Origin of the sequence: Streptomyces sp. NPDC088097, assembly GCF_044741845.1 — a bacterium.
Taxonomy (GTDB): Bacteria; Actinomycetota; Actinomycetes; order Streptomycetales; family Streptomycetaceae; genus Streptomyces.
Genome location: NZ_JBIUTJ010000012.1, coordinates 1 through 18,737 on the forward strand (window position 1 = coordinate 1; position 18,737 = coordinate 18,737).

Consider the following 18,737-nt stretch of genomic DNA (forward strand, 5'->3'; position numbering starts at 1 on the left):
TGGATCGGCAGCGGCATCAGCTCGGGCGTCTCGTCGCAGGCGTAGCCGAACATCAGGCCCTGGTCGCCCGCGCCCTGCTTGTCCAGCTCGTCCTCATCGCCCTCGACGCGCGTCTCGTAGGCCGTGTCGACGCCCTGCGCGATGTCCGGGGACTGCGCGCCGATGGACACCGACACGCCACAGGAGGCGCCGTCGAAGCCCTTCTTCGAGGAGTCGTAGCCGATTTCGAGGATCTTCTCGCGAACGAGCTGCGCGATCGGCGCGTACGCCTTCGTCGTCACCTCGCCCGCGATGTGCACGAGACCGGTGGTGATGAGAGTCTCCACGGCCACACGCGAGGTCGGGTCCTCGGTGAGGAGCGCGTCGAGGATCGTGTCGCTGATCTGGTCAGCGATCTTGTCGGGGTGACCCTCGGTGACGGACTCCGAGGTGAACAGGCGACGGGACACAACGCTCCCTGGGGTTGCAGCGGCTGCTGGCTGATCATTTGGCGGAACCACACCGGGGGCTGCGCCCGATCACGTTCCTCGTGCAGTTTATCGGTCGCCACCGTTTGCCGGACCACCCGTCTCGCCTTGTGGGAGGCATGTGACCTGCGGCACTCCATTGTTGCGCACGGATTCGGCGCCGAGAAGGGCGACGCCCGGGTGGGCGCGGACTACCGCCGCGGGACGAGGCGGGCGACCACCTGGTCCCAAATGACGTCCGCGAGGACTTCCTTGGGACCGTAGGGGACGGGCGTTTCCCCACCGTCGGAGGAGAGGATGACCGCTTCGTTCTCCTCGGAACCGAAGGTCTTGGCCTCACCGACCTCGTTGACCACGAGAAGGTCGCATCCCTTGCGCAGGATCTTGGCCCGGCCGTTGGCGAGGACGTCGTCGGTCTCGGCGGCGAAGCCGACGACCACCTGGCCCTGCCGGGCGCGTCCGGCGGAGATCTCGGCGAGGACGTCGGGGTTGCGCACGAGGACCACCGGTTCGGGATCCTGCCCGTCCTTCTTCTTGATCTTCCCGTCGGCGTACCGGGCGGGCCGGAAGTCGGCCACGGCCGCGGCCATCACCACGGCGTCGGCATCGGCCGCCGCCTTGAGCACCGCCTCGCGCAGCTGGAGGGCCGTGCCCACGCGGACGAGGTCCACCCCGGCCGGGTCGGGCAGCGCGCTGTTGGCCGCCACCAGGGTGACCCGGGCCCCGCGGGCGGCGGCGGTGCGGGCGAGGGCGTACCCCTGCTTGCCGGAGGAGCGGTTGCCGAGGAATCGGACCGGGTCCAGGGGTTCGCGGGTGCCGCCGGCGCTGATCACCACATGGCGTCCGACCAGGTCGGGGGCGGCCGCGCCGCGGGCCAGGACGCGCCGGCAGACCTCGTAGATCTCACCGGGGTCGGGCAGCCGACCCTTGCCGGTGTCCTTGCCGGTGAGCCGGCCGACGGCGGGCTCGATGACGACGGCGCCCCGCCGGCGCAGGGTGGCGACGTTCTCCCGGGTGGCGGGGTGCTCCCACATCTCGGTGTGCATCGCGGGGGCGAAGACCACCGGGCAGCGGGCGGTCAGGAGCGTGTTCGTGAGGAGGTCGTCGGCCAGCCCGTGGGCGGCCTTGGCCAGCATGTCGGCGGTGGCCGGGGCCACGACGACGAGGTCGGCCGCCTGTCCGATCCGGACGTGGGGCACCTCGTGAACGCTCTCCCAGACCGCGGTGGAGGCCGGGTTCCCGGAGAGCGCGGCCCAGGTCGCCTCGCCGACGAAGTTCAGGGAGGCCGCCGTGGGGACCACCCGTACGTCGTGGCCGGACTCGGTCAGCCGGCGCAGCAGCTCACAGGCCTTGTAGGCGGCGATCCCGCCGCTGACCCCCAGGACGACCTTCGGCTTGCCCACCGCGCACTCCTCGTTCCGCATCCGCTTGCATGTCCGACTACGTCACCTATGACACACCACAGGCCCGACAGATGATCTGCCGGGCCTGTGATGAAAGGAATCTCGGTGCCTTACTGAGCCGGGGCCTCAATGGCCTCGGAGGTCAGCAGACCCGCGTTGATCTCGCGCAGCGCGATCGAAAGCGGCTTCTCGTGGACGTGGGTGTCCACCAGCGGGCCGACGTACTCGAGCAGGCCCTCACCGAGCTGCGAGTAGTACGCGTTGATCTGACGCGCGCGCTTGGCCGCGTAGATCACGAGGCTGTACTTCGAGTCCGTGGCCTCGAGCAGCTCGTCGATCGGCGGGTTGATGATGCCCTCGGGCGCAGTGATGGAAGAGGACACGCTCTACCTTCCGAAGATGTGTGAAAGATCAGGCATTGAGCGGCGTCCACGAAAGAGTGAACATCGTTCAACGATCAGACAACTTCCATCAAGGCTAGCAGCTCGCGCGCCACGTCCTCGACGGAGGTGTTGACCAGGGTGGTGTCGAACTCGGACTCGGCAGCCAGTTCGATCTTCGCGGTGGCCAGCCGGCGTTCGATCACCTCGGGGGATTCGGTGCCGCGACCGGTGAGGCGGCGGACCAGTTCGTCCCAGCTCGGGGGTGCGAGGAAGATCAGCTGGGCGTCGGGCTTGGACTCGCGGACGAGTCGGGCGCCCTGGAGGTCGATCTCCAGCAGCACCGGCTCGCCGTTGTCCAGGCGTTCCGATACCGCGCCGCGCGGTGTGCCGTAGCGGTTGCCCGCGAACTCGGCCCACTCCAGCAGCTCGCCATTGGCGATCAGCTTGTCGAACTCGTCGTCGTTGACGAAGAAGTAGTGGACTCCGTGTCGCTCACCGGGCCGCGGCTTGCGGGTGGTGGCCGACACCGAGAGCCATACCTCGGGGTGGACTTTGCGCATATGCGCGACGACCGTGCTCTTACCGACCCCGGAGGGGCCGGAGAGCACGGTCAACCGCGGACGAACCTCTGCTGCCATAGAGCGATTATCCAGCTTCTCGGGACTGCCTGAGAACGCCGGGAGAACTTCGGGCGACGCCTCAGGCGCCGTTGCCGCCGAACTCGCGCTCCAGAGAAGCGATCTGGTTGGAACCGAGACCTCGAACACGTCGGGACTCGGAGATGCCGAGGCGCTCCATGAGCTGCTTGGCACGGACCTTGCCGACGCCGGGCAGCGACTCAAGGAGGGCGGAGACCTTCATCTTTCCGATGACGTCGTTCTCCTGACCCAACTTGATGACGTCGTGGAGAGTGGCGCCGGAATGCTTGAGTCGATTCTTCACCTCGGCCCGCTCCCGGCGAGCCGCGGCGGCCTTTTCGAGCGCTGCTGCGCGCTGTTCAGGGGTAAGGGGCGGAAGAGCCACGCCTACGTCACCTCGGATGTCGAACTGTCGGATACGGACCGGCGCGGAGCCTGGGGGCACCACGCCTCACGAGCTCCCGAACAGCGGTGTTGCTCGTTCGCTGCTCGTTCACTCTCGTCGGAGACTAGCGGCCATGACCGCTCCAGTCAGCGAGAACGGACGAAAAGTCCTGGTCAGCCTCGACTGAACGGTACATCACGGACAAAATACCCCGGTTTTGTCCGAGGAAGTACGTTCGATTTCCGTCAGACAGTGTCGTGAGCACGTCCGACGGCCGCACGGAACGAGCCGATCCCGCGTCGCGCGAGGGCCGCGCGGAGGTCGTCGCGGATCCTCAGCGGGGCGGACGGGTCGTTGAACAGGGCCGTGCCGACCGCCACGCCCGAGGCGCCCGCGAGGACGAACTCCAGGGCGTCCCGACCGGAGGCGATCCCGCCCATCCCGAGGATCGGCACCTCGCGGACCGCGCCGGCCCGCATGGCCGCGAAGACCTGGAAGACGCAGCGGACCGCGACGGGGCGGATCGCGGGACCCGAGAGGCCCCCGGTGACCCCCGCGAGGGCCGGGCGCATCGTGTCGGTGTCGATGGACGTCCCGACGACGGTGTTGATCATCGAGAGGCCGTCGGCGCCCGCCTCCGCGCAGGCGGCCGCGATGTCCGTGATGCGCGTCACGTCGGGGGTGAGCTTGGCGTAGACGGGCAGCGCGGGGTCGGCCGCCGCCCGCACCGCCGAGACCACTTCGTGGGAGGCGTCGGGGTCGCAGGCGAAGACCAGGCCGCGGTCCGCGACGTTGGGGCAGGAGATGTTGACCTCGATCCCCACCACTCCCGGCTGTCCGGTCAGCCGCGCGGCCACCTCGGCGAACTCCTCGGTCCGCTCCCCCGCGACCGATACGAGGACCCGTGCGCCGCGCTCGGCCAGCCAGGGCAGCTCGTGCGCGACCAGGTGCTCGATGCCGCCGCCCTGGAGACCGATGGAGTTCAGCATGCCGCTGGGGGTCTCGGCCATGCGGGGGGTCGCGCGGCCGGAGCGGACGTAGGGCATGACGGTCTTGGTGGTGAGGGTGCCCAGCTCCGCGAGGGGGGTGAAGCGGTCCAGCTCGCGGCCGTGACCGGCGCACCCGGACGCGGTGGACACCGGGTTGGGGAGGACGACCTGGGTGCCGAGCGGCGCCGACATGTCCACGAGCGCGGGGTCGAGGGGATTCACGGGCGGGCCCCCTTCGGGATCATGGCGGACGCGCCCTCCAGGTCGGGCGGGAGGGTGCCGACCTGGTCCCAGCGGACGGTGGCCCCGTCGAACACGGGTCCGGAAGTGCAGGAGCGAACGAAGCGGGTGACCCCGTCGGGGCCGGTCACGGGCAGCACGCAGCTCATGCAGAGGCCGATCCCGCAGGCCATGGCCTCCTCGACGGCGGTGTGGCTGGTGGCCCCCGCCGCGGTGGCGAGGGCGGTCACGGCGCGGAGCATGGGCATCGGCCCGCAGGAGTAGACGTCGGCGGCGCCGAGCGCGGTCAGGACGGCGGGGAGGGGGTCGCTCACCCGGCCGCGTTCGCCTTCGGAACCGTCGTCGGTGACCACGCGCACGAACGGGGTCAGGGCGCGGGCCTCGACCACGCCGAAGAGCCGGCCGGCCGTCGCGGCCCCGAGGACGAAGGCGACCCGGCCGCCGCGGGCGAGGATCTCCTCGGCGAGGCCGAACAGCGGGGCGGAGCCGTAGCCCCCGGCGACGAGGACGGCGTCGCCCGCCGGGAGCGGGAAGGGCCGGCCGAGGGGGGCGATGAGGTCGACGGTGTCGCCGGGGCGGTGGCGGGCCAGGGCCCGGGTGCCGCGGCCGGCCTCGGCGAAGACGAACTCGACGGTGCCGGCCTCCGGGTCGGCCCGGTGCACGGAGAAGGCCCGTCGCAGGAGCGCGGCGGAGTCCGGTCCGCCGATGGCCAGGGCCCCGAAGTGCCCGGGCCGCACCCCGCGCACCCCCGGAGCATCGAGGACGAGCCGGTGGTAGGCCCCGACGGGCTCGACGCGGAGGATCCTCGCGGTGGTCTGCACTGGCGGCACGGTGGCGCTCCGCTCGGGGGTAGGGGGTTCGTACGCCTCCCCCGGCCCCATGCTCCCCCGCGCGCGCCACGCGACCCCGCGTCCACAAGCCCCCACCTCCAGGGCCCTCCGCCCCGCCCCCGGCGGGCCCTGCGCCCCCCGGCGCGGTCGGGTCGGGGGGCGGGGGCAGCGGCGTTACGCGGAAACGGCCTCGCGGACCTCGTCCGCGAACCGCCGGGCCGAGGCCCGCAGCGCCGCGACGTCCGGGCCGTGCTTCAGGACGCCCCGTGAGACGTTCGGGACCACATTGGCGACGGCCGCGCCGAACACCGCCGGGAGGTCGGCCGCCGTCGCGCCCTGCGCGCCGATGCCCGGGGCCAACAGCGGGCCGTTGATGTCCAGGTCGAAGGAGGACAGGTCGCCCAGGGTCGCGCCGACCACCGCACCGAAGGAGCCCATCGGCTCGGCCCCGGCGTTCTCCGCGGCCAGGTGCGCCAGCATGGTCGCGCCGATGGTCCGGCCGTCCTCGCGCACGGCCCGCTGCACCTCCGCGCCCTCCGGGTTCGAGGTCAGCGCCAGGACGAACAGGCCCGCGCCCGACTCCCGCGCCAGGTCGAACGCCGGCTTCAGCGAGCCGTAGCCCAGGTACGGGGAGACCGTCAGCGCGTCCGAGAACAGCGGGGACGTCGGATCCAGGAAGGCGGCGGCGTACGCGGCCATCGTCGAGCCGATGTCGCCCCGCTTGGCGTCCATGACCACCAGCGTGCCCGCGGCCCGCGCGTCGGCGACCGTACGCTCCAGCACCGCGACGCCCCGCGAGCCGAACCGCTCGAAGAAGGCGGCCTGCGGCTTGAAGACGGCCACCGACTCGGCGAGCGCGTCCACGACCGTGCGGGAGAACCGCTCCAGGCCCGCGATGTCGTCGTCCAGGCCCCAGGAGGCCAGCAGCGCCGCGTGCGGGTCGATGCCCACGCACAGCGGGCCCCGGGCGTCCATCGCCGCCCGCAGGCGGCTTCCGAAGGGGGTCACAGCGGTCACGGGGCTCACAGCGCGGCCTTTCGGTTCCCGGCGCCCACCGCTTCGGCGAGCGTCGCGTAGGGGCTGGCGGCCAGGCGCGCGGCCAGGCCCTTGTGGATGGCGCGGGCGTAGAACGGGCCCTCGTAGATGAAGGCGCTGTAGCCCTGGACCAGGGTGGCGCCCGCGAGGATCCGCTGCCAGGCGTCCTCGGCGTTCTCGATGCCCCCGACGCCCACCAGGACGATCCGGTCGCCGACGCGCGCGTACAGCCGGCTCAGGACCTCCAGGGAGCGCTCCTTGACGGGGGCTCCGGAAAGTCCGCCGGTCTCCTTGACCAGCTCCGGGGCGGACTTCAGACCCAGGCCCTCGCGGGCGATGGTCGTGTTCGTCGCGATGATCCCGTCCAGACCCAGCTCCAGCGCCAGGTCGGCGACCGCGTCCACGTCCTCGTCCGCGAGGTCGGGTGCGATCTTCACGAGCAGCGGGACCCGGCGGTCGGTCACGACGCGGTCCGCGGCCTCGCGCACGGCGGTCAGCAGCGGGCGCAGGGAATCGGTGGCCTGGAGGTTGCGCAGCCCGGGGGTGTTCGGGGAGGAGACGTTGACCACGAGGTAGTCGGCGTGGCGGGCGAGGCGCTCGGTGGAGACCACGTAGTCCGCGGCGGCCTCCTCCTCCGGTACCACCTTGGTCTTGCCGATGTTGACGCCGACGACGGTCTTGAAGACCGGCACGCGTGCGGCCAGGCGTTCGGCCACGGCCGCCGAGCCCTCGTTGTTGAAGCCCATCCGGTTGATCAGGGCGCGGTCGGGGACGAGGCGGAAGAGCCGCTTCTTGGGGTTGCCGGGCTGCGCCCGGCCGGTGACCGTGCCGATCTCGATGTGGTCGAAGCCGAGCATCGACATGCCGTCGATGGCGACGGCGTTCTTGTCGAAGCCGGCCGCGAGCCCGAAGGGGCCGTGCATGCGCAGGCCGAGGGCCTCCGTGCGCAGCTCCTCGTATCGGGGCGCCAGGGCCGCCGCCACGAAGGTGCGCAGCACCGGCGTGCGGGCGGCGAGGCGGATCCAGCGGAAGGCCAGGTAGTGGGCCCGCTCGGGGTCCATCCGCTTGAAGACCAGGTCGAAGAAGAGTTTGTACATGGGCTGAGGATCCTTCTGCGCTCATGAAGAGGGGGACACCCGGCGCGCGTTCGGCGCGTCCGGTGTCCCCCTCTTCGGTACGGGCTGCTAGTCGCGGGCGGCGGTCAGGCGCTCCGCGTGCTCCTGGAGGGAGCAGACGCCCACGTCACCGCGGTTGAGCGCGTCGATGCCCTGGACGGCGGCGGCGAGCGCCTGGACCGTGGTCAGGCACGGCACGGAGCGCGCCACGGCCGCCGTGCGGATCTCGTAGCCGTCGAGCCGGCCGCCGGTGCCGTACGGGGTGTTGACGATCAGGTCGACCTGGCCGTCGTGGATGAGCTGGACGATGGTCTTCTCGCCGTTCGGACCCTCGCCCTCGCTGAGCTTGCGCACGACGGTGGCGTTGATGCCGTTGCGGCGCAGGACCTCGGCGGTGCCGGAGGTGGCCATCAGCTCGAAGCCGTGGGCGACGAGCTCGCGCGCCGGGAAGATCATCGTGCGCTTGTCGCGGTTGGCGACGGAGATGAAGGCGCGGCCCTTGGTGGGCAGCGGGCCGTAGGCCCCGGCCTGCGACTTGGCGTACGCCGTGCCGAAGACGGAGTCGATGCCCATGACCTCGCCGGTGGAGCGCATCTCCGGGCCGAGGACCGTGTCGACGCCACGGCCCTGGATGTCGCGGAAGCGCGACCAGGGCATCACGGCCTCCTTGACGGAGATCGGCGCGTCGAGCGGCAGGGTGCCACCGTCGCCGTTCTTCGGGAGCATGCCCTCGGCGCGCAGCTCGGCGATGGTGGTGCCGAGCGAGATGCGGGCGGCGGCCTTCGCGAGCGGGACGGCGGTGGCCTTCGAGGTGAAGGGAACGGTCCGGGAGGCGCGCGGGTTGGCCTCCAGGACGTAGAGGATGTCACCCGCCATCGCGAACTGGATGTTGATCAGGCCGCGGACGCCGACGCCCTTGGCGATGGCCTCGGTGGAGGCGCGCAGGCGCTTGATGTCGTAGCCGCCGAGGGTGATCGGGGGCAGGGCGCAGGCCGAGTCGCCGGAGTGGATGCCGGCTTCCTCGATGTGCTCCATGACGCCGCCGAGGTAGAGCTCGTTGCCGTCGTAGAGGGCGTCCACGTCGATCTCGATCGCGTCGTCGAGGAAGCGGTCGACCAGGACGGGGCGGGTCGGGGAGATCTCCGTCGACTCCGCGATGTACGACTCCAGGCGGGTCTCGTCGTAGACGATCTCCATGCCGCGGCCGCCGAGCACGTAGGACGGGCGGACCAGGACCGGGTAGCCGATCTCGTCCGCGATGGCCTTGGCGCCCGAGAAGGTGGTGGCGGTGCCGTGCTTGGGGGCCGGCAGGCCGGCCTCGGCGAGGACCTGGCCGAAGGCGCCGCGGTCCTCGGCGGCGTGGATGGCCTCGGGCGGGGTGCCGACGACGGGGACGCCGTTGTCCTTGAGCGCCTGGGCGAGACCGAGGGGGGTCTGGCCGCCGAGCTGGACGATGACACCGGCGATGGGGCCGGCGAGGGACTCGGCGTGGACGATCTCCAGCACGTCTTCGAGCGTCAGCGGCTCGAAGTACAGGCGGTCGGAGGTGTCGTAGTCCGTCGAGACGGTCTCGGGGTTGCAGTTGACCATCACGGTCTCGTAGCCGGCGTCGCTGAGGGCGAAGGAGGCGTGGACGCAGGAGTAGTCGAACTCGATGCCCTGGCCGATGCGGTTCGGGCCGGAGCCCAGGATGATCACGGCGGGCTTGGTGCGGGGGGCGACCTCGGACTCCTCGTCGTAGGACGAGTAGAAGTACGGGGTCTTCGCGGCGAACTCGGCGGCGCAGGTGTCGACCGTCTTGTAGACCGGGCGGACACCGAGCGCGTGGCGGACCTCGCGGACGACGTCCTCGCGCAGGCCGCGGATCTCGGCGATCTGGGCGTCGGAGAAGCCGTGGCGCTTCGCCTCGGCGAGCAGCTCGGGGTGGAGCTTCTCGGCGGCGGCCAGGTCGTCGGCGATCTCCTTGATCAGGAAGAGCTGGTCGACGAACCACGGGTCGATCCTCGTGGACTCGAAGACCTCCTCCTGGGTGGCGCCGGCGCGGATGGCCTGCATGACCGTGTTGATGCGGCCGTCGGTGGGGCGCACCGCGGTGGCGAGCAGCTCTTCCTTGTCGCCGACCGGGCCAACGAAGGTGAACTGGCTGCCCTTCTTCTCCAGGGAGCGCAGGGCCTTCTGGAGGGCCTCGGTGAAGTTGCGGCCGATGGCCATGGCCTCGCCCACCGACTTCATGGTGGTGGTGAGGGTGGAGTCGGCGAGCGGGAACTTCTCGAAGGCGAAGCGGGGGGCCTTGACGACGACGTAGTCGAGGGACGGCTCGAAGGAGGCCGGGGTCTTCTCGGTGATGTCGTTGGGGACCTCGTCGAGCGTGTAGCCGATGGCCAGCTTGGCGGCGATCTTGGCGATCGGGAAGCCGGTGGCCTTCGACGCGAGCGCCGAGGAGCGCGAGACGCGCGGGTTCATCTCGATGACGATGACGCGGCCGTCCGTCGGGTCGATCGCGAACTGGATGTTGCAGCCGCCGGTGTCGACGCCGACCTCGCGGATGATCGCGATGCCGATGTCGCGCAGCCGCTGGTACTCGCGGTCGGTCAGGGTCATCGCGGGGGCGACGGTGATGGAGTCGCCGGTGTGGACGCCCATCGGGTCGAAGTTCTCGATGGAACAGACGACGACGACGTTGTCCTTGGTGTCGCGCATCAGCTCCAGCTCGTACTCCTTCCAGCCGAGGATGGACTCCTCCAGGAGCACCTCGGTGGTCGGCGAGAGCATGAGGCCCTGGCCGGCGATGCGGCGCAGCTCGTCCTCGTCGTGGGCGAAGCCGGAACCGGCGCCGCCCATGGTGAAGGAGGGGCGCACGACGACGGGGTAGCCGCCGAGGGTGTCGACGCCGCCGATGACGTCGTCCATCGTGTGGCAGATGACCGAGCGGGCGGACTCGCCGTAGCCGATCTTGGCCTTGACGGCTTCGACGACGCCCTTGAAGAGCTCGCGGTCCTCGCCCTTGTTGATGGCCTCGACGTTGGCGCCGATCAGCTCGACGCCGTACTTCTCCAGCACACCCTGCTCGTGCATGGAGATGGCGGTGTTGAGCGCGGTCTGGCCGCCGAGGGTGGGGAGGAGCGCGTCGGGGCGCTCCTTCGCGATGATCTTCTCGACGAACTCGGGGGTGATCGGCTCGACGTACGTGGCGTCGGCGATCTCCGGGTCGGTCATGATCGTCGCGGGGTTGGAGTTGACCAGGATCACCCGCAGGCCCTCGGCCTTGAGGATGCGGCAGGCCTGGGTGCCGGAGTAGTCGAACTCGGCGGCCTGTCCGATGACGATCGGGCCGGAGCCGATGACCAGGACGGACTGGATATCGGTGCGCTTAGGCACGCTCGGCCTCCATCTGGGCGGTGCTCATCAAAGTCGTGAAGCGGTCGAAGAGGTACGCGGCGTCGTGCGGGCCGGCGGCCGCCTCGGGGTGGTACTGGACGGAGAAGGCCGGCTGGTCGAGCAGCTGGAGGCCTTCCACGACGTTGTCGTTCAGGCAGACGTGGGAGACCTCGGCGCGGCCGTAGGCCGTGTCGGAGACCTTGTCGAGGGGCGCGTCCACGGCGAAGCCGTGGTTGTGCGCGGTGATCTCGACCTTGCCGGTGGTGCGGTCCTGCACCGGCTGGTTGATGCCGCGGTGGCCGTACTTCAGCTTGTACGTGCCGAAGCCGAGCGCGCGGCCCAGGATCTGGTTGCCGAAGCAGATGCCGAAGAGCGGGGTCTTGCGCTCCAGCACGGCCCGCATGACGGCGACGGGGCCGTCGGCGGTGGCCGGGTCTCCCGGGCCGTTGGAGAAGAACACGCCGTCGGGGTTGACCGCGTAGACGTCCTCGGCCGTGGCGGTGGCGGGCAGCACGTGCACCTCGATGCCGCGCTCGGCCATCCGCTGCGGGGTCATGCCCTTGATGCCGAGGTCCACGGCGGCGACGGTGAAGCGCTTCTCGCCGATGGCGGGGACCACGTAGGTCTCCTTGGTGGCGACCTCGGCGGAGAGGTTCGCGCCCTTCATCTGCGGGGAGGCCTGCACCTTGGCGAGCAGGGCCTCGTCGCGGACGCCGGACCAGGCCTCGCCGGAGAAGATGCCGACGCGCATGGCGCCGCGCTCGCGCAGGTGGCGGGTCAGGGCGCGGGTGTCGATGCCGGAGATCCCGACGACGCCCTGCTTGGTCAGCTCCTCGTCCAGCGAGCGCCGGGAGCGCCAGTTGGAGGGGACGCGGGCGGGGTCGCGCACGACATAGCCGGCGACCCAGATGCGGGAGGACTCGGGGTCCTCGTCGTTGACGCCGGTGTTGCCCACGTGCGGGGCGGTCATGACGACGACCTGCCGGTGGTACGACGGGTCGGTGAGGGTCTCCTGGTAGCCGGTCATGCCGGTGGAGAACACGGCCTCGCCGAAGGTCTCCCCCACAGCGCCGTAGGCGCGGCCGCGGAAGATCCGACCGTCCTCCAGGACGAGTACGGCGGGAGCTTTGGCTGCTCCCCTGGTGGAGGTCGTCATCGTTCGGCGCCTTCCGTCGTGATGGATGAGTTCATGTGGTTGATCGCTTCGACCCAGGCGGCGTGTTCGGCCGCGCGGTCGGAGCGGAATCCGGAGTCGATCAGCTTGTCGCCGTGCGCCCATGTGACGACGAGGAGACCGCCCTCGGTCAGTACCTTGCCCGCGATTCCCTTGTCGAGGCGGGCGCCGCGCAGCCGCGCGGCCGGTACGAAGAAGTCGGTGGCACCCGGACGGACCACGTCGAGCCCCGCGTCGGTGAGCGTGAGCTCCACCCGACTGCGGACGCCCAGGCCGTGGGCCACGATCCGGTCGAGCCACTGCCCGGCGGTGGTGGACCCGTGGTACCGGCCGGTCAGGGCCAGCCGGTGTGCGGGAAGACCGTCGGGGGCGACGGGAAGCTCCGGCAGATCGCTCTGCAGGGTTCCGCGCCATTTCCAGCCCTGCCGCATCAGCCAGTACACGAACGCGATGAAGACGAGGAGACCGACCACCCACGCGATGCGTGCGCCCAGGTCCGTCACCTCCGCCGACTGTCGCTCGGCGGCCTGTGCGGCCAGTTGGATTACTGCAGGTGTCACGCCAGTTTCCCGTCCACGACCGTTGCCCGGCCCCGCAGGAAGACATGAGTGACGCGCCCCGGCAGTTCACGGCCCTCGTAAGGCGTGTTGCGGCTGCGGGAGGCGAAGTGTGCGGGGTCCACGACACCACGGTACGAGGTATCGACCAAGGTCAGGTTCGCGGGTTCACCTGCCGAGACGGGGCGTCCGTGGTTCGGAAGGCCGCCGATGCGCGCCGGGGCGAACGACATCCGCTCGGCGACGCCCGCCCAGTCGAGCAGTCCGGTCTCCACCATCGTCTGCTGGACGACGGAGAGCGCGGTCTCCAGGCCCACCATGCCCATGGCGGCGGCGGCCCACTCGCAGTCCTTGTCCTCGTGCGGGTGCGGGGCGTGGTCGGTGGCGACGATGTCGATCGTGCCGTCGGCGAGCGCCTCGCGCAGGGCCGTCACGTCGCGCTCGGTGCGCAGCGGCGGGTTGACCTTGTAGACCGGGTCGTACGAGCGCACCAGCTCGTCGGTGAGCAGCAGGTGGTGCGGGGTGACCTCGGCGGTCACGTCGATGCCGCGGGACTTGGCCCAGCGGACGATCTCGACGGAGCCGGCGGTGGAGAGGTGGCAGATGTGGACGCGGGAGCCGACGTGCTCGGCGAGGAGCACGTCGCGGGCGATGACCGACTCCTCGGCGACGGCCGGCCAGCCGCCCAGGCCCAGCTCAGCGGAGACGATGCCCTCGTTCATCTGGGCGCCCTCGGTGAGACGGGGCTCCTGAGCGTGCTGGGCGACGACGCCGCCGAAGGCCTTCACGTACTCCAGGGCGCGGCGCATGATCACGGCGTCGTCCACGCACTTGCCGTCGTCGGAGAAGACGGTGACGCGGGCGGCGGACTCGTGCATGGCGCCCAGCTCGGCGAGCTGCTTGCCCTCCAGGCCGACGGTGACGGCGCCGATGGGCTGCACGTCGCAGTAGCCGGACTCCTTGCCCAGGCGCCAGACCTGCTCGACCACGCCGGCGGTGTCGGCGACCGGGAAGGTGTTGGCCATGGCGAAGACGGCGGTGTAGCCGCCGGAGGCGGCGGCGCGGGTGCCGGTGAGGACGGTCTCGCTGTCCTCACGGCCCGGCTCGCGCAGGTGGGTGTGGAGGTCGACGAGGCCCGGCAGGAGGGTCAGGCCCTCGGCCTCGACGACGGTCGCGCCGTCGGCGGACAGGCCCGTTCCGACCGCGGTGATGGTCTCGCCGTCGATCAGGACGTCCTGCGCCTCGCCACCGAGCACCTTCGCGCCACGAATAAGGATCTTGCTCATCTTTACTTGCTCTCCTCGGTACGCGGGGACGTGCTGGTGGTGACGGCGGGCTCGGATCCTCCGAGCAGCAGGTACAGGACGGCCATGCGGACCGAGACGCCGTTGGCGACCTGCTCGATGACCGTGCAGCGGTCGGAGTCGGCGACCTCGGCGGTGATCTCCATGCCGCGGACCATCGGGCCGGGGTGCATGACGATGGCGTGCTCCGGCATCCGGGCCATGCGCGCGCCGTCCAGGCCGTAGCGCCGGGAGTACTCGCGCTCGGTCGGGAAGAAGGCCGCGTTCATGCGCTCTCGCTGCACACGCAGCATCATGACCGCGTCCGACTTCGCCAGCACGTCGTCGAGGCTGTACGAGATCTCGCAGGGCCAGGTCTCGACGCCGACCGGCACCAGGGTGGGCGGGGCCACCAGGGTGACCTCGGCGCCCAGGGTGTGCAGCAGGTCCACGTTGGAGCGGGCCACGCGGCTGTGCAGGACGTCGCCGACGATCGTGATCCGGCGGCCGTCCAGGCCCTTGCCGAGCCCGGCGTCCCGGCCCACCAGGCGGCGGCGCATGGTGAAGGCGTCGAGCAGGGCCTGGGTGGGGTGCTGGTGGGTGCCGTCGCCCGCGTTGATGACGGGGGCGTCGATCCAGCCGGAGTTCGCGAGCCGGTAGGGGGCCCCCGAGGCGCTGTGGCGGATGACGACGGCGTCGACGCCCATCGCCTCCAGGGTCTGGGCGGTGTCCTTGAGGGATTCGCCCTTGGAGACGCTGGAGCCCTTCGCCGCGAAGTTGATCACGTCGGCGGAGAGGCGCTTCTCGGCGGCCTCGAAGGAGATCCGGGTGCGGGTGGAGTCCTCGAAGAAGAGGTTGCAGATCGTGCGGCCGCGCAGGGTGGGCAGCTTCTTTATCGGCCGGTCCGCGACGCGGGCCATCTCCTCGGCGGTGTCGAGGATCAGGACGGCGTCGTCGCGCGTGAGATCGGCGGCCGAGATGAGGTGGCGCTTCATCTGGGTGCTCCGTAAGTCGGGAGGGCGGGCGGACGGGCTGGGATGCGGGCAGGGCAGGCCTCGGCGCGGACCCGGCGGGGGTCCGTAGCGCGCGGGGGAACTACTGCCCGGGGGCCCGGTCGGTCCGCTGGCCGAGCAGCACGGCGTCGCGGCCGTCCTCCTCCTGGAGCTGGACCTTGACGGTTTCGCGCAGCGAGGTGGGGAGGTTCTTGCCCACGTAGTCGGCGCGGATCGGCAGTTCGCGGTGGCCCCGGTCGACGAGGACCGCGAGCTGTACGGCGCGGGGGCGGCCGATGGCTCCGAGGGCGTCGAGGGCGGCCCGGATGGTGCGGCCGGAGAAGAGCACGTCGTCGAGGAGGATCACCAGGCGGCCGTCGATGCCGTCGCCGGGGATCTCCGTGCGGCCGATCGCCCGGGCGGGCTTCAGGCGCAGGTCGTCGCGGTACATGGTGATGTCGAGGGAGCCGACCGGGATCTTGGTGCCGGTGATCTCTTCGAGCTTGGCGGCCAGCCGCTGGGCGAGGTACACGCCGCGGGTGGGGATGCCGAGGAGCACCACGTCGTCGGCACCCTTGGCGCGTTCGACGATCTCGTGGGCGATGCGGGTCAGGACCCGGGCGATGTCCTGCGCCTCCAGTACGGGGCGCATCGCCTCTCCGGTGGTCCGACCGTCGTTCCGGGATTCGTTCTCGGAAATGTGGTTGTCCATGAAAAGGACCCCCTTCTCCGCCTCACGGGACGGACCTTAAAGGACGTCTGATGTACGTGCCCCACGGTACCAGGGGCGGGCGGCGGGCCTCGCACCGGCCCGGGCGGATCCCCATGTCGAGGGGGTCGACGACCATTCGGCTTGACGCATCCACGTAACGCTGCGTAACCTCACAGTGAGTTACCAGCCGCGCGGCGGAGCCGCACGTGGTCATGTCGTCACAGCGTCCGGGAGCGTTATGTCCAGCGAATACGCCAAGCAGCTCGGGGCCAAGCTCCGCGCCATCCGCACCCAACAGGGCCTCTCCCTTCACGGAGTCGAAGAGAAGTCCCAGGGCCGTTGGAAGGCCGTCGTGGTCGGTTCCTACGAGCGCGGGGACCGCGCCGTTACCGTCCAGCGCCTCGCCGAGCTGGCGGACTTCTACGGGGTCCCGGTCCAGGAGCTGCTGCCGGGTACGACCCCCGGCGGCGCGGCCGAGCCGCCGCCGAAGCTCCGTCTGGACCTGGAGCGCCTCGCGGGCGTCCCCGCCGAGAAGGCCGGCCCGCTCCAGCGGTACGCCGCGACCATCCAGAGCCAGCGCGGCGACTACAACGGCAAGGTGCTGTCGATCCGCCAGGACGACCTGCGCACCCTCGCCGTCATCTACGACCAGTCCCCGTCGGTCCTGACCGAGCAGCTCATCAGCTGGGGCGTCCTGGACGCGGACGCGCGGCGGGCCGTGGCGCACGAGGACATCTAGTCCTCCCGTAGCGCGGCGGGCTCACAGGGCCCAGCAGAAACGTACCGGCGGGTGCCGGGATCCCCACGAGGGGTCCCGGCACCCGCCGTTTCTCATGGGGCGTCGAACGTGGGGGGGCGAACGTGGGGTGTCGAACACGGCTCCGGACACGACTCAGGACATACGGAAGGGCCCGCAACGCGTGCGTTGCGGGCCCTTCCGTATGTCCGTGCCGCGCCTCAGCTCTCGCTGCGGCGCAGGTTCGGCTTGAGGTCCTTGAAGCGACCCAGCAGGCCGTTCACGAAGGAGGGCGAGTCGTCCGTGGAGAACTCCTTCGCCAGCTGGACCGCCTCGTCGATCGCCACGGCGTCCGGGGTCTCGTCGACCCAGATCAGCTCGTAGGCGCCCAGCCGCACGATGTTCCGGTCCGCGACCGGCATGCGGTCGAGGTCCCAGTCCACGGCGTAGGTCACGATCAGGTCGTCGATGCGGTCCACCTTGTCGGCGTACCCCTCGACGAGGTCCATGGTGAAGGCGCTGACCGACGGCTGCCGGTCGTCCGACCGCGCGTGGCGGATCCAGTCCGCGAGGACCTCGCGCACGGGCACCCCGCGCTGGTCGGCCTCGAAGAGGATCTGGAAAGCGCGCTTGCGCGCGTTGCTCCGGGCAGCCACGGTTAGCTGTTCACCCGGCCGAGGTAGCCGCTGGTGCGGGTGTCGACCTTGACGGTCTCGCCGATCGTGACGAAGAGCGGGACCTGGATCTCGTGACCGGTCTCCAGGGTGGCGGGCTTGGTGCCACCGGTGGAGCGGTCGCCCTGGACGCCCGGGTCCGTGTGCTCGATCTTCAGCTCGACGGCGGCCGGGAGCTCGACGTAGAGCACCTCGCCCTCGTGCTGCGCGACGGAGGCGGTGAAGCCCTCCAGGAGGAAGTTGGCGGCGTCGCCGACGGCCTTCTTGTCGACCATCAGCTGGTCGAAGGTGCTCATGTCCATGAAGACGAAGTACTCGCCGTCCATGTAAGAGAACTGCATGTCACGGCGGTCGATCGTGGCCGTCTCGACCTTCGTGCCGGCGTTGAAGGTCTTGTCGACGACCTTGCCGGAGAGCACGTGCTTGAGCTTGGTGCGCACGAAGGCCGGGCCCTTGCCGGGCTTGACGTGCTGGAACTCGACGACGGACCAGAGCTGGTCACCGTCGAGCTTGAGCACCATGCCGTTCTTGAGGTCGTTCGTGGAAGCCACGGTTCGGAAATCTCCTGCACTGGAAGACCGCGGGTGCGCGCACTGCCCGACACTGCGGGCTAGAGCGCGAGCAGCTCCTTGGTCGTAATGGTGAGTAGCTCGGGACCGCCGTCCGCCTCGGGGCGTACGACGAGCGTGTCATCGATCCGGACACCTCCCCGGCCCGGGAGGTGAACCCCCGGTTCGACGGTGACCGGCACGCAAGCGTCCAGTTTACCCATTGCCGTAGGTGCAAGCTGCGGGTCCTCGTCGATTTCGAGACCGACACCGTGTCCCATCCATCCCGCGAGGGCCTCACCGTGTCCCGCGGAGTCCAGAACCGAGCGGGCGGCGCGATCGACCTCGCGGTACGCGGCCCCCGGCAGGAGGGCCTCCCGGCCGGCCCGCTGGGCCGCGAACACCAGGTCGTACAGCTCGATCTGCCAGTCGGCCGGGGTGGTGCCGATCACGAAGGTACGGCCGATCTCACAGCGGTAGCCCCGGTAGTTCGCGCCGAGGCAGACGGAGAGGAAGTCGCCCTCCTCCACCCGCCTGTCGGAGGGCCGGTGCCGGGAGCGGCCCGAGTGCGGGCCGGTGCCGACGGAGGTGGGGAAGGCGGGGCCGTCCGCCCCGTGGTCGACGAGGCGGCGCTCCAGCTCCAGGGCGAGGTGGCGTTCGGTGCGCCCGACGAGGATCGACTCCAGCAGCTCGCCCAGGGCCTGGTCGGCGATCTCCGCCGCGATCCGCAGGCAGGCGATCTCCTCCTCGTCCTTGACCAGCCGCTGCTGTTCCACGGCGGTCCCGAGGTCGGCCAGCCGCAGCTTGGGCGCGACGGAGCGCAGGGCCCGGTGCCGGCCGACGGTGAGGTGGTGTTCCTCCACGCCCAGGGACTCGGCCTGCCGGGAGGCCGCCAGATCGGCGGCGGCCACGGCCGGATCGGCCCCCGAGTTCGGCAGCACGGACAGCCGCAGCTGCTCGTCCAGGCGCCCCTCGTCGGCCTCGCCGGTGGGCGCGGTGGCACAGATCAGCACGTCCTCGGCGGTCCCGACCAGCAGGACGGCCCCCAGCGGGGACGCCCCGGCGAGGTAGCGGACGTTGGCCGGACGCGTGATCAGTGCGGCGGAGTTGCCCGCGACGGCGCAGCGGTCGCGGAGCAGGCCCCTGCGGGCGGCGTACACGTCTGACATGTCTTCGAGCGTACGAGCGCACCGCGCAT

At 70.8% G+C, this 18,737-nt stretch carries 19 protein-coding genes; 1 reads left to right on the forward strand and 18 read right to left on the reverse strand.

All coding sequences use genetic code 11. From position 1 onward, the window contains the following. The 15 genes from ACIOD1_RS26735 to pyrR form a co-directional block, all read right to left on the reverse strand. A partial coding sequence (locus ACIOD1_RS26735; protein WP_365629709.1) for an S-adenosylmethionine synthetase N-terminal domain-containing protein occupies positions 1 to 449 on the reverse strand: 449 nt, incomplete at its 3' end. 209 nt (positions 450 to 658) lie between these two features. Then, positions 659 to 1,870: a bifunctional phosphopantothenoylcysteine decarboxylase/phosphopantothenate--cysteine ligase CoaBC gene (coaBC, locus tag ACIOD1_RS26740; protein ID WP_401905095.1), complete on the reverse strand. Its 1,212-nt coding sequence runs from the start codon at positions 1,868 to 1,870 to the stop codon at positions 659 to 661. A gap of 110 nt (positions 1,871 to 1,980) precedes the next feature. Continuing rightward, positions 1,981 to 2,253, reverse strand: a complete 273-nt coding sequence (gene rpoZ / locus ACIOD1_RS26745; protein WP_004948662.1) for a DNA-directed RNA polymerase subunit omega — start codon at positions 2,251 to 2,253, stop codon at positions 1,981 to 1,983. A gap of 74 nt (positions 2,254 to 2,327) precedes the next feature. Next, a complete protein-coding gene (gene gmk / locus ACIOD1_RS26750; RefSeq protein WP_365629715.1) occupies positions 2,328 to 2,891 on the reverse strand; it encodes a guanylate kinase in 564 nt (187 codons plus the stop codon). Between the two features lie 61 nt (positions 2,892 to 2,952). After that, positions 2,953 to 3,276 carry an integration host factor, actinobacterial type gene (mihF, locus tag ACIOD1_RS26755; protein ID WP_365629719.1) on the reverse strand — a complete coding sequence of 108 codons (324 nt, stop codon included), beginning with the start codon at positions 3,274 to 3,276 and terminating at the stop codon, positions 2,953 to 2,955. Between the two features lie 245 nt (positions 3,277 to 3,521). Further along, the gene (locus ACIOD1_RS26760) at positions 3,522 to 4,487 is read right to left on the reverse strand and encodes a dihydroorotate dehydrogenase (RefSeq protein ID WP_401905099.1); all 966 of its coding nucleotides are present in this window, start codon (positions 4,485 to 4,487) and stop codon (positions 3,522 to 3,524) included. Next, complete coding sequence (locus ACIOD1_RS26765; protein WP_365629725.1) at positions 4,484 to 5,326, reverse strand: dihydroorotate dehydrogenase electron transfer subunit; 843 nt, start codon at positions 5,324 to 5,326, stop codon at positions 4,484 to 4,486. The genes ACIOD1_RS26760 and ACIOD1_RS26765 overlap by 4 nt, the downstream gene beginning before the upstream one ends. A gap of 183 nt (positions 5,327 to 5,509) precedes the next feature. Then, the gene (gene pyrF / locus ACIOD1_RS26770) at positions 5,510 to 6,352 is read right to left on the reverse strand and encodes an orotidine-5'-phosphate decarboxylase (RefSeq protein WP_401905102.1); all 843 of its coding nucleotides are present in this window, start codon (positions 6,350 to 6,352) and stop codon (positions 5,510 to 5,512) included. Between the two features lie 5 nt (positions 6,353 to 6,357). Then, a complete protein-coding gene (locus ACIOD1_RS26775) occupies positions 6,358 to 7,467 on the reverse strand; it encodes a quinone-dependent dihydroorotate dehydrogenase (protein ID WP_365629731.1) in 1,110 nt (369 codons plus the stop codon). A gap of 87 nt (positions 7,468 to 7,554) precedes the next feature. Beyond that, complete coding sequence (carB, locus tag ACIOD1_RS26780; protein ID WP_365629734.1) at positions 7,555 to 10,863, reverse strand: carbamoyl-phosphate synthase large subunit; 3,309 nt, start codon at positions 10,861 to 10,863, stop codon at positions 7,555 to 7,557. Next, a complete protein-coding gene (carA, locus tag ACIOD1_RS26785; RefSeq protein WP_365629737.1) occupies positions 10,856 to 12,019 on the reverse strand; it encodes a glutamine-hydrolyzing carbamoyl-phosphate synthase small subunit in 1,164 nt (387 codons plus the stop codon). Before carA ends, carB begins: the two co-directional genes overlap by 8 nt. After that, complete coding sequence (locus ACIOD1_RS26790) at positions 12,016 to 12,597, reverse strand: hypothetical protein (RefSeq protein WP_365629740.1); 582 nt, start codon at positions 12,595 to 12,597, stop codon at positions 12,016 to 12,018. Before ACIOD1_RS26790 ends, carA begins: the two co-directional genes overlap by 4 nt. Beyond that, complete coding sequence (locus tag ACIOD1_RS26795) at positions 12,594 to 13,880, reverse strand: dihydroorotase (protein WP_365629743.1); 1,287 nt, start codon at positions 13,878 to 13,880, stop codon at positions 12,594 to 12,596. Before ACIOD1_RS26795 ends, ACIOD1_RS26790 begins: the two co-directional genes overlap by 4 nt. 2 nt (positions 13,881 to 13,882) lie before the next feature. Beyond that, positions 13,883 to 14,872, reverse strand: coding sequence for an aspartate carbamoyltransferase catalytic subunit (locus ACIOD1_RS26800; protein WP_365629746.1), 990 nt, complete (start codon positions 14,870 to 14,872; stop codon positions 13,883 to 13,885). 100 nt (positions 14,873 to 14,972) lie between these two features. Continuing rightward, positions 14,973 to 15,581: a bifunctional pyr operon transcriptional regulator/uracil phosphoribosyltransferase PyrR gene (gene pyrR / locus ACIOD1_RS26805; protein ID WP_365629749.1), complete on the reverse strand. Its 609-nt coding sequence runs from the start codon at positions 15,579 to 15,581 to the stop codon at positions 14,973 to 14,975. Between the two features lie 238 nt (positions 15,582 to 15,819). On the opposite strand from pyrR, the gene bldD reads away from it, so the two are divergent. Next, positions 15,820 to 16,320, forward strand: a complete 501-nt coding sequence (gene bldD, locus ACIOD1_RS26810; protein WP_007263032.1) for a transcriptional regulator BldD — start codon at positions 15,820 to 15,822, stop codon at positions 16,318 to 16,320. 218 nt (positions 16,321 to 16,538) lie between these two features. Here bldD and nusB read toward each other — a convergent pair whose 3' ends face one another. The 3 genes from nusB to ACIOD1_RS26825 are packed head-to-tail and all read right to left on the reverse strand — an operon-like array spanning position 16,539 to position 18,708. Then, on the reverse strand, positions 16,539 to 16,973 hold the full coding sequence (gene nusB, locus ACIOD1_RS26815; RefSeq protein ID WP_365629752.1) for a transcription antitermination factor NusB: 435 nt from the start codon (positions 16,971 to 16,973) through the stop codon (positions 16,539 to 16,541). A gap of 2 nt (positions 16,974 to 16,975) precedes the next feature. After that, positions 16,976 to 17,542 (reverse strand): elongation factor P, encoded by a 567-nt coding sequence (gene efp / locus ACIOD1_RS26820; RefSeq protein ID WP_365629755.1) that lies wholly within the window; start codon positions 17,540 to 17,542, stop codon positions 16,976 to 16,978. 59 nt (positions 17,543 to 17,601) lie between these two features. Then, positions 17,602 to 18,708, reverse strand: coding sequence for an aminopeptidase P family protein (locus ACIOD1_RS26825; protein WP_365629758.1), 1,107 nt, complete (start codon positions 18,706 to 18,708; stop codon positions 17,602 to 17,604). Positions 18,709 to 18,737: the final 29 nt, after the last annotated feature.

What these genes read in the sequence shown, in the direction of transcription:
- gmk (WP_365629715.1), bottom strand. Translation starts at nt 2,891, where the DNA reads ATGGCAGCAGAGGTTCGTCCGCGGTTGACCGTGCTCTCCGGCCCCTCC.
- ACIOD1_RS26775 (WP_365629731.1), bottom strand. Translation starts at nt 7,467, where the DNA reads ATGTACAAACTCTTCTTCGACCTGGTCTTCAAGCGGATGGACCCCGAG.
- carA (WP_365629737.1), bottom strand. Translation starts at nt 12,019, where the DNA reads ATGACGACCTCCACCAGGGGAGCAGCCAAAGCTCCCGCCGTACTCGTC.
- ACIOD1_RS26795 (WP_365629743.1), bottom strand. Translation starts at nt 13,880, where the DNA reads ATGAGCAAGATCCTTATTCGTGGCGCGAAGGTGCTCGGTGGCGAGGCG.
- ACIOD1_RS26800 (WP_365629746.1), bottom strand. Translation starts at nt 14,872, where the DNA reads ATGAAGCGCCACCTCATCTCGGCCGCCGATCTCACGCGCGACGACGCC.
- pyrR (WP_365629749.1), bottom strand. Translation starts at nt 15,581, where the DNA reads ATGGACAACCACATTTCCGAGAACGAATCCCGGAACGACGGTCGGACC.
- bldD (WP_007263032.1), top strand. Translation starts at nt 15,820, where the DNA reads ATGTCCAGCGAATACGCCAAGCAGCTCGGGGCCAAGCTCCGCGCCATC.
- ACIOD1_RS26825 (WP_365629758.1), bottom strand. Translation starts at nt 18,708, where the DNA reads ATGTCAGACGTGTACGCCGCCCGCAGGGGCCTGCTCCGCGACCGCTGC.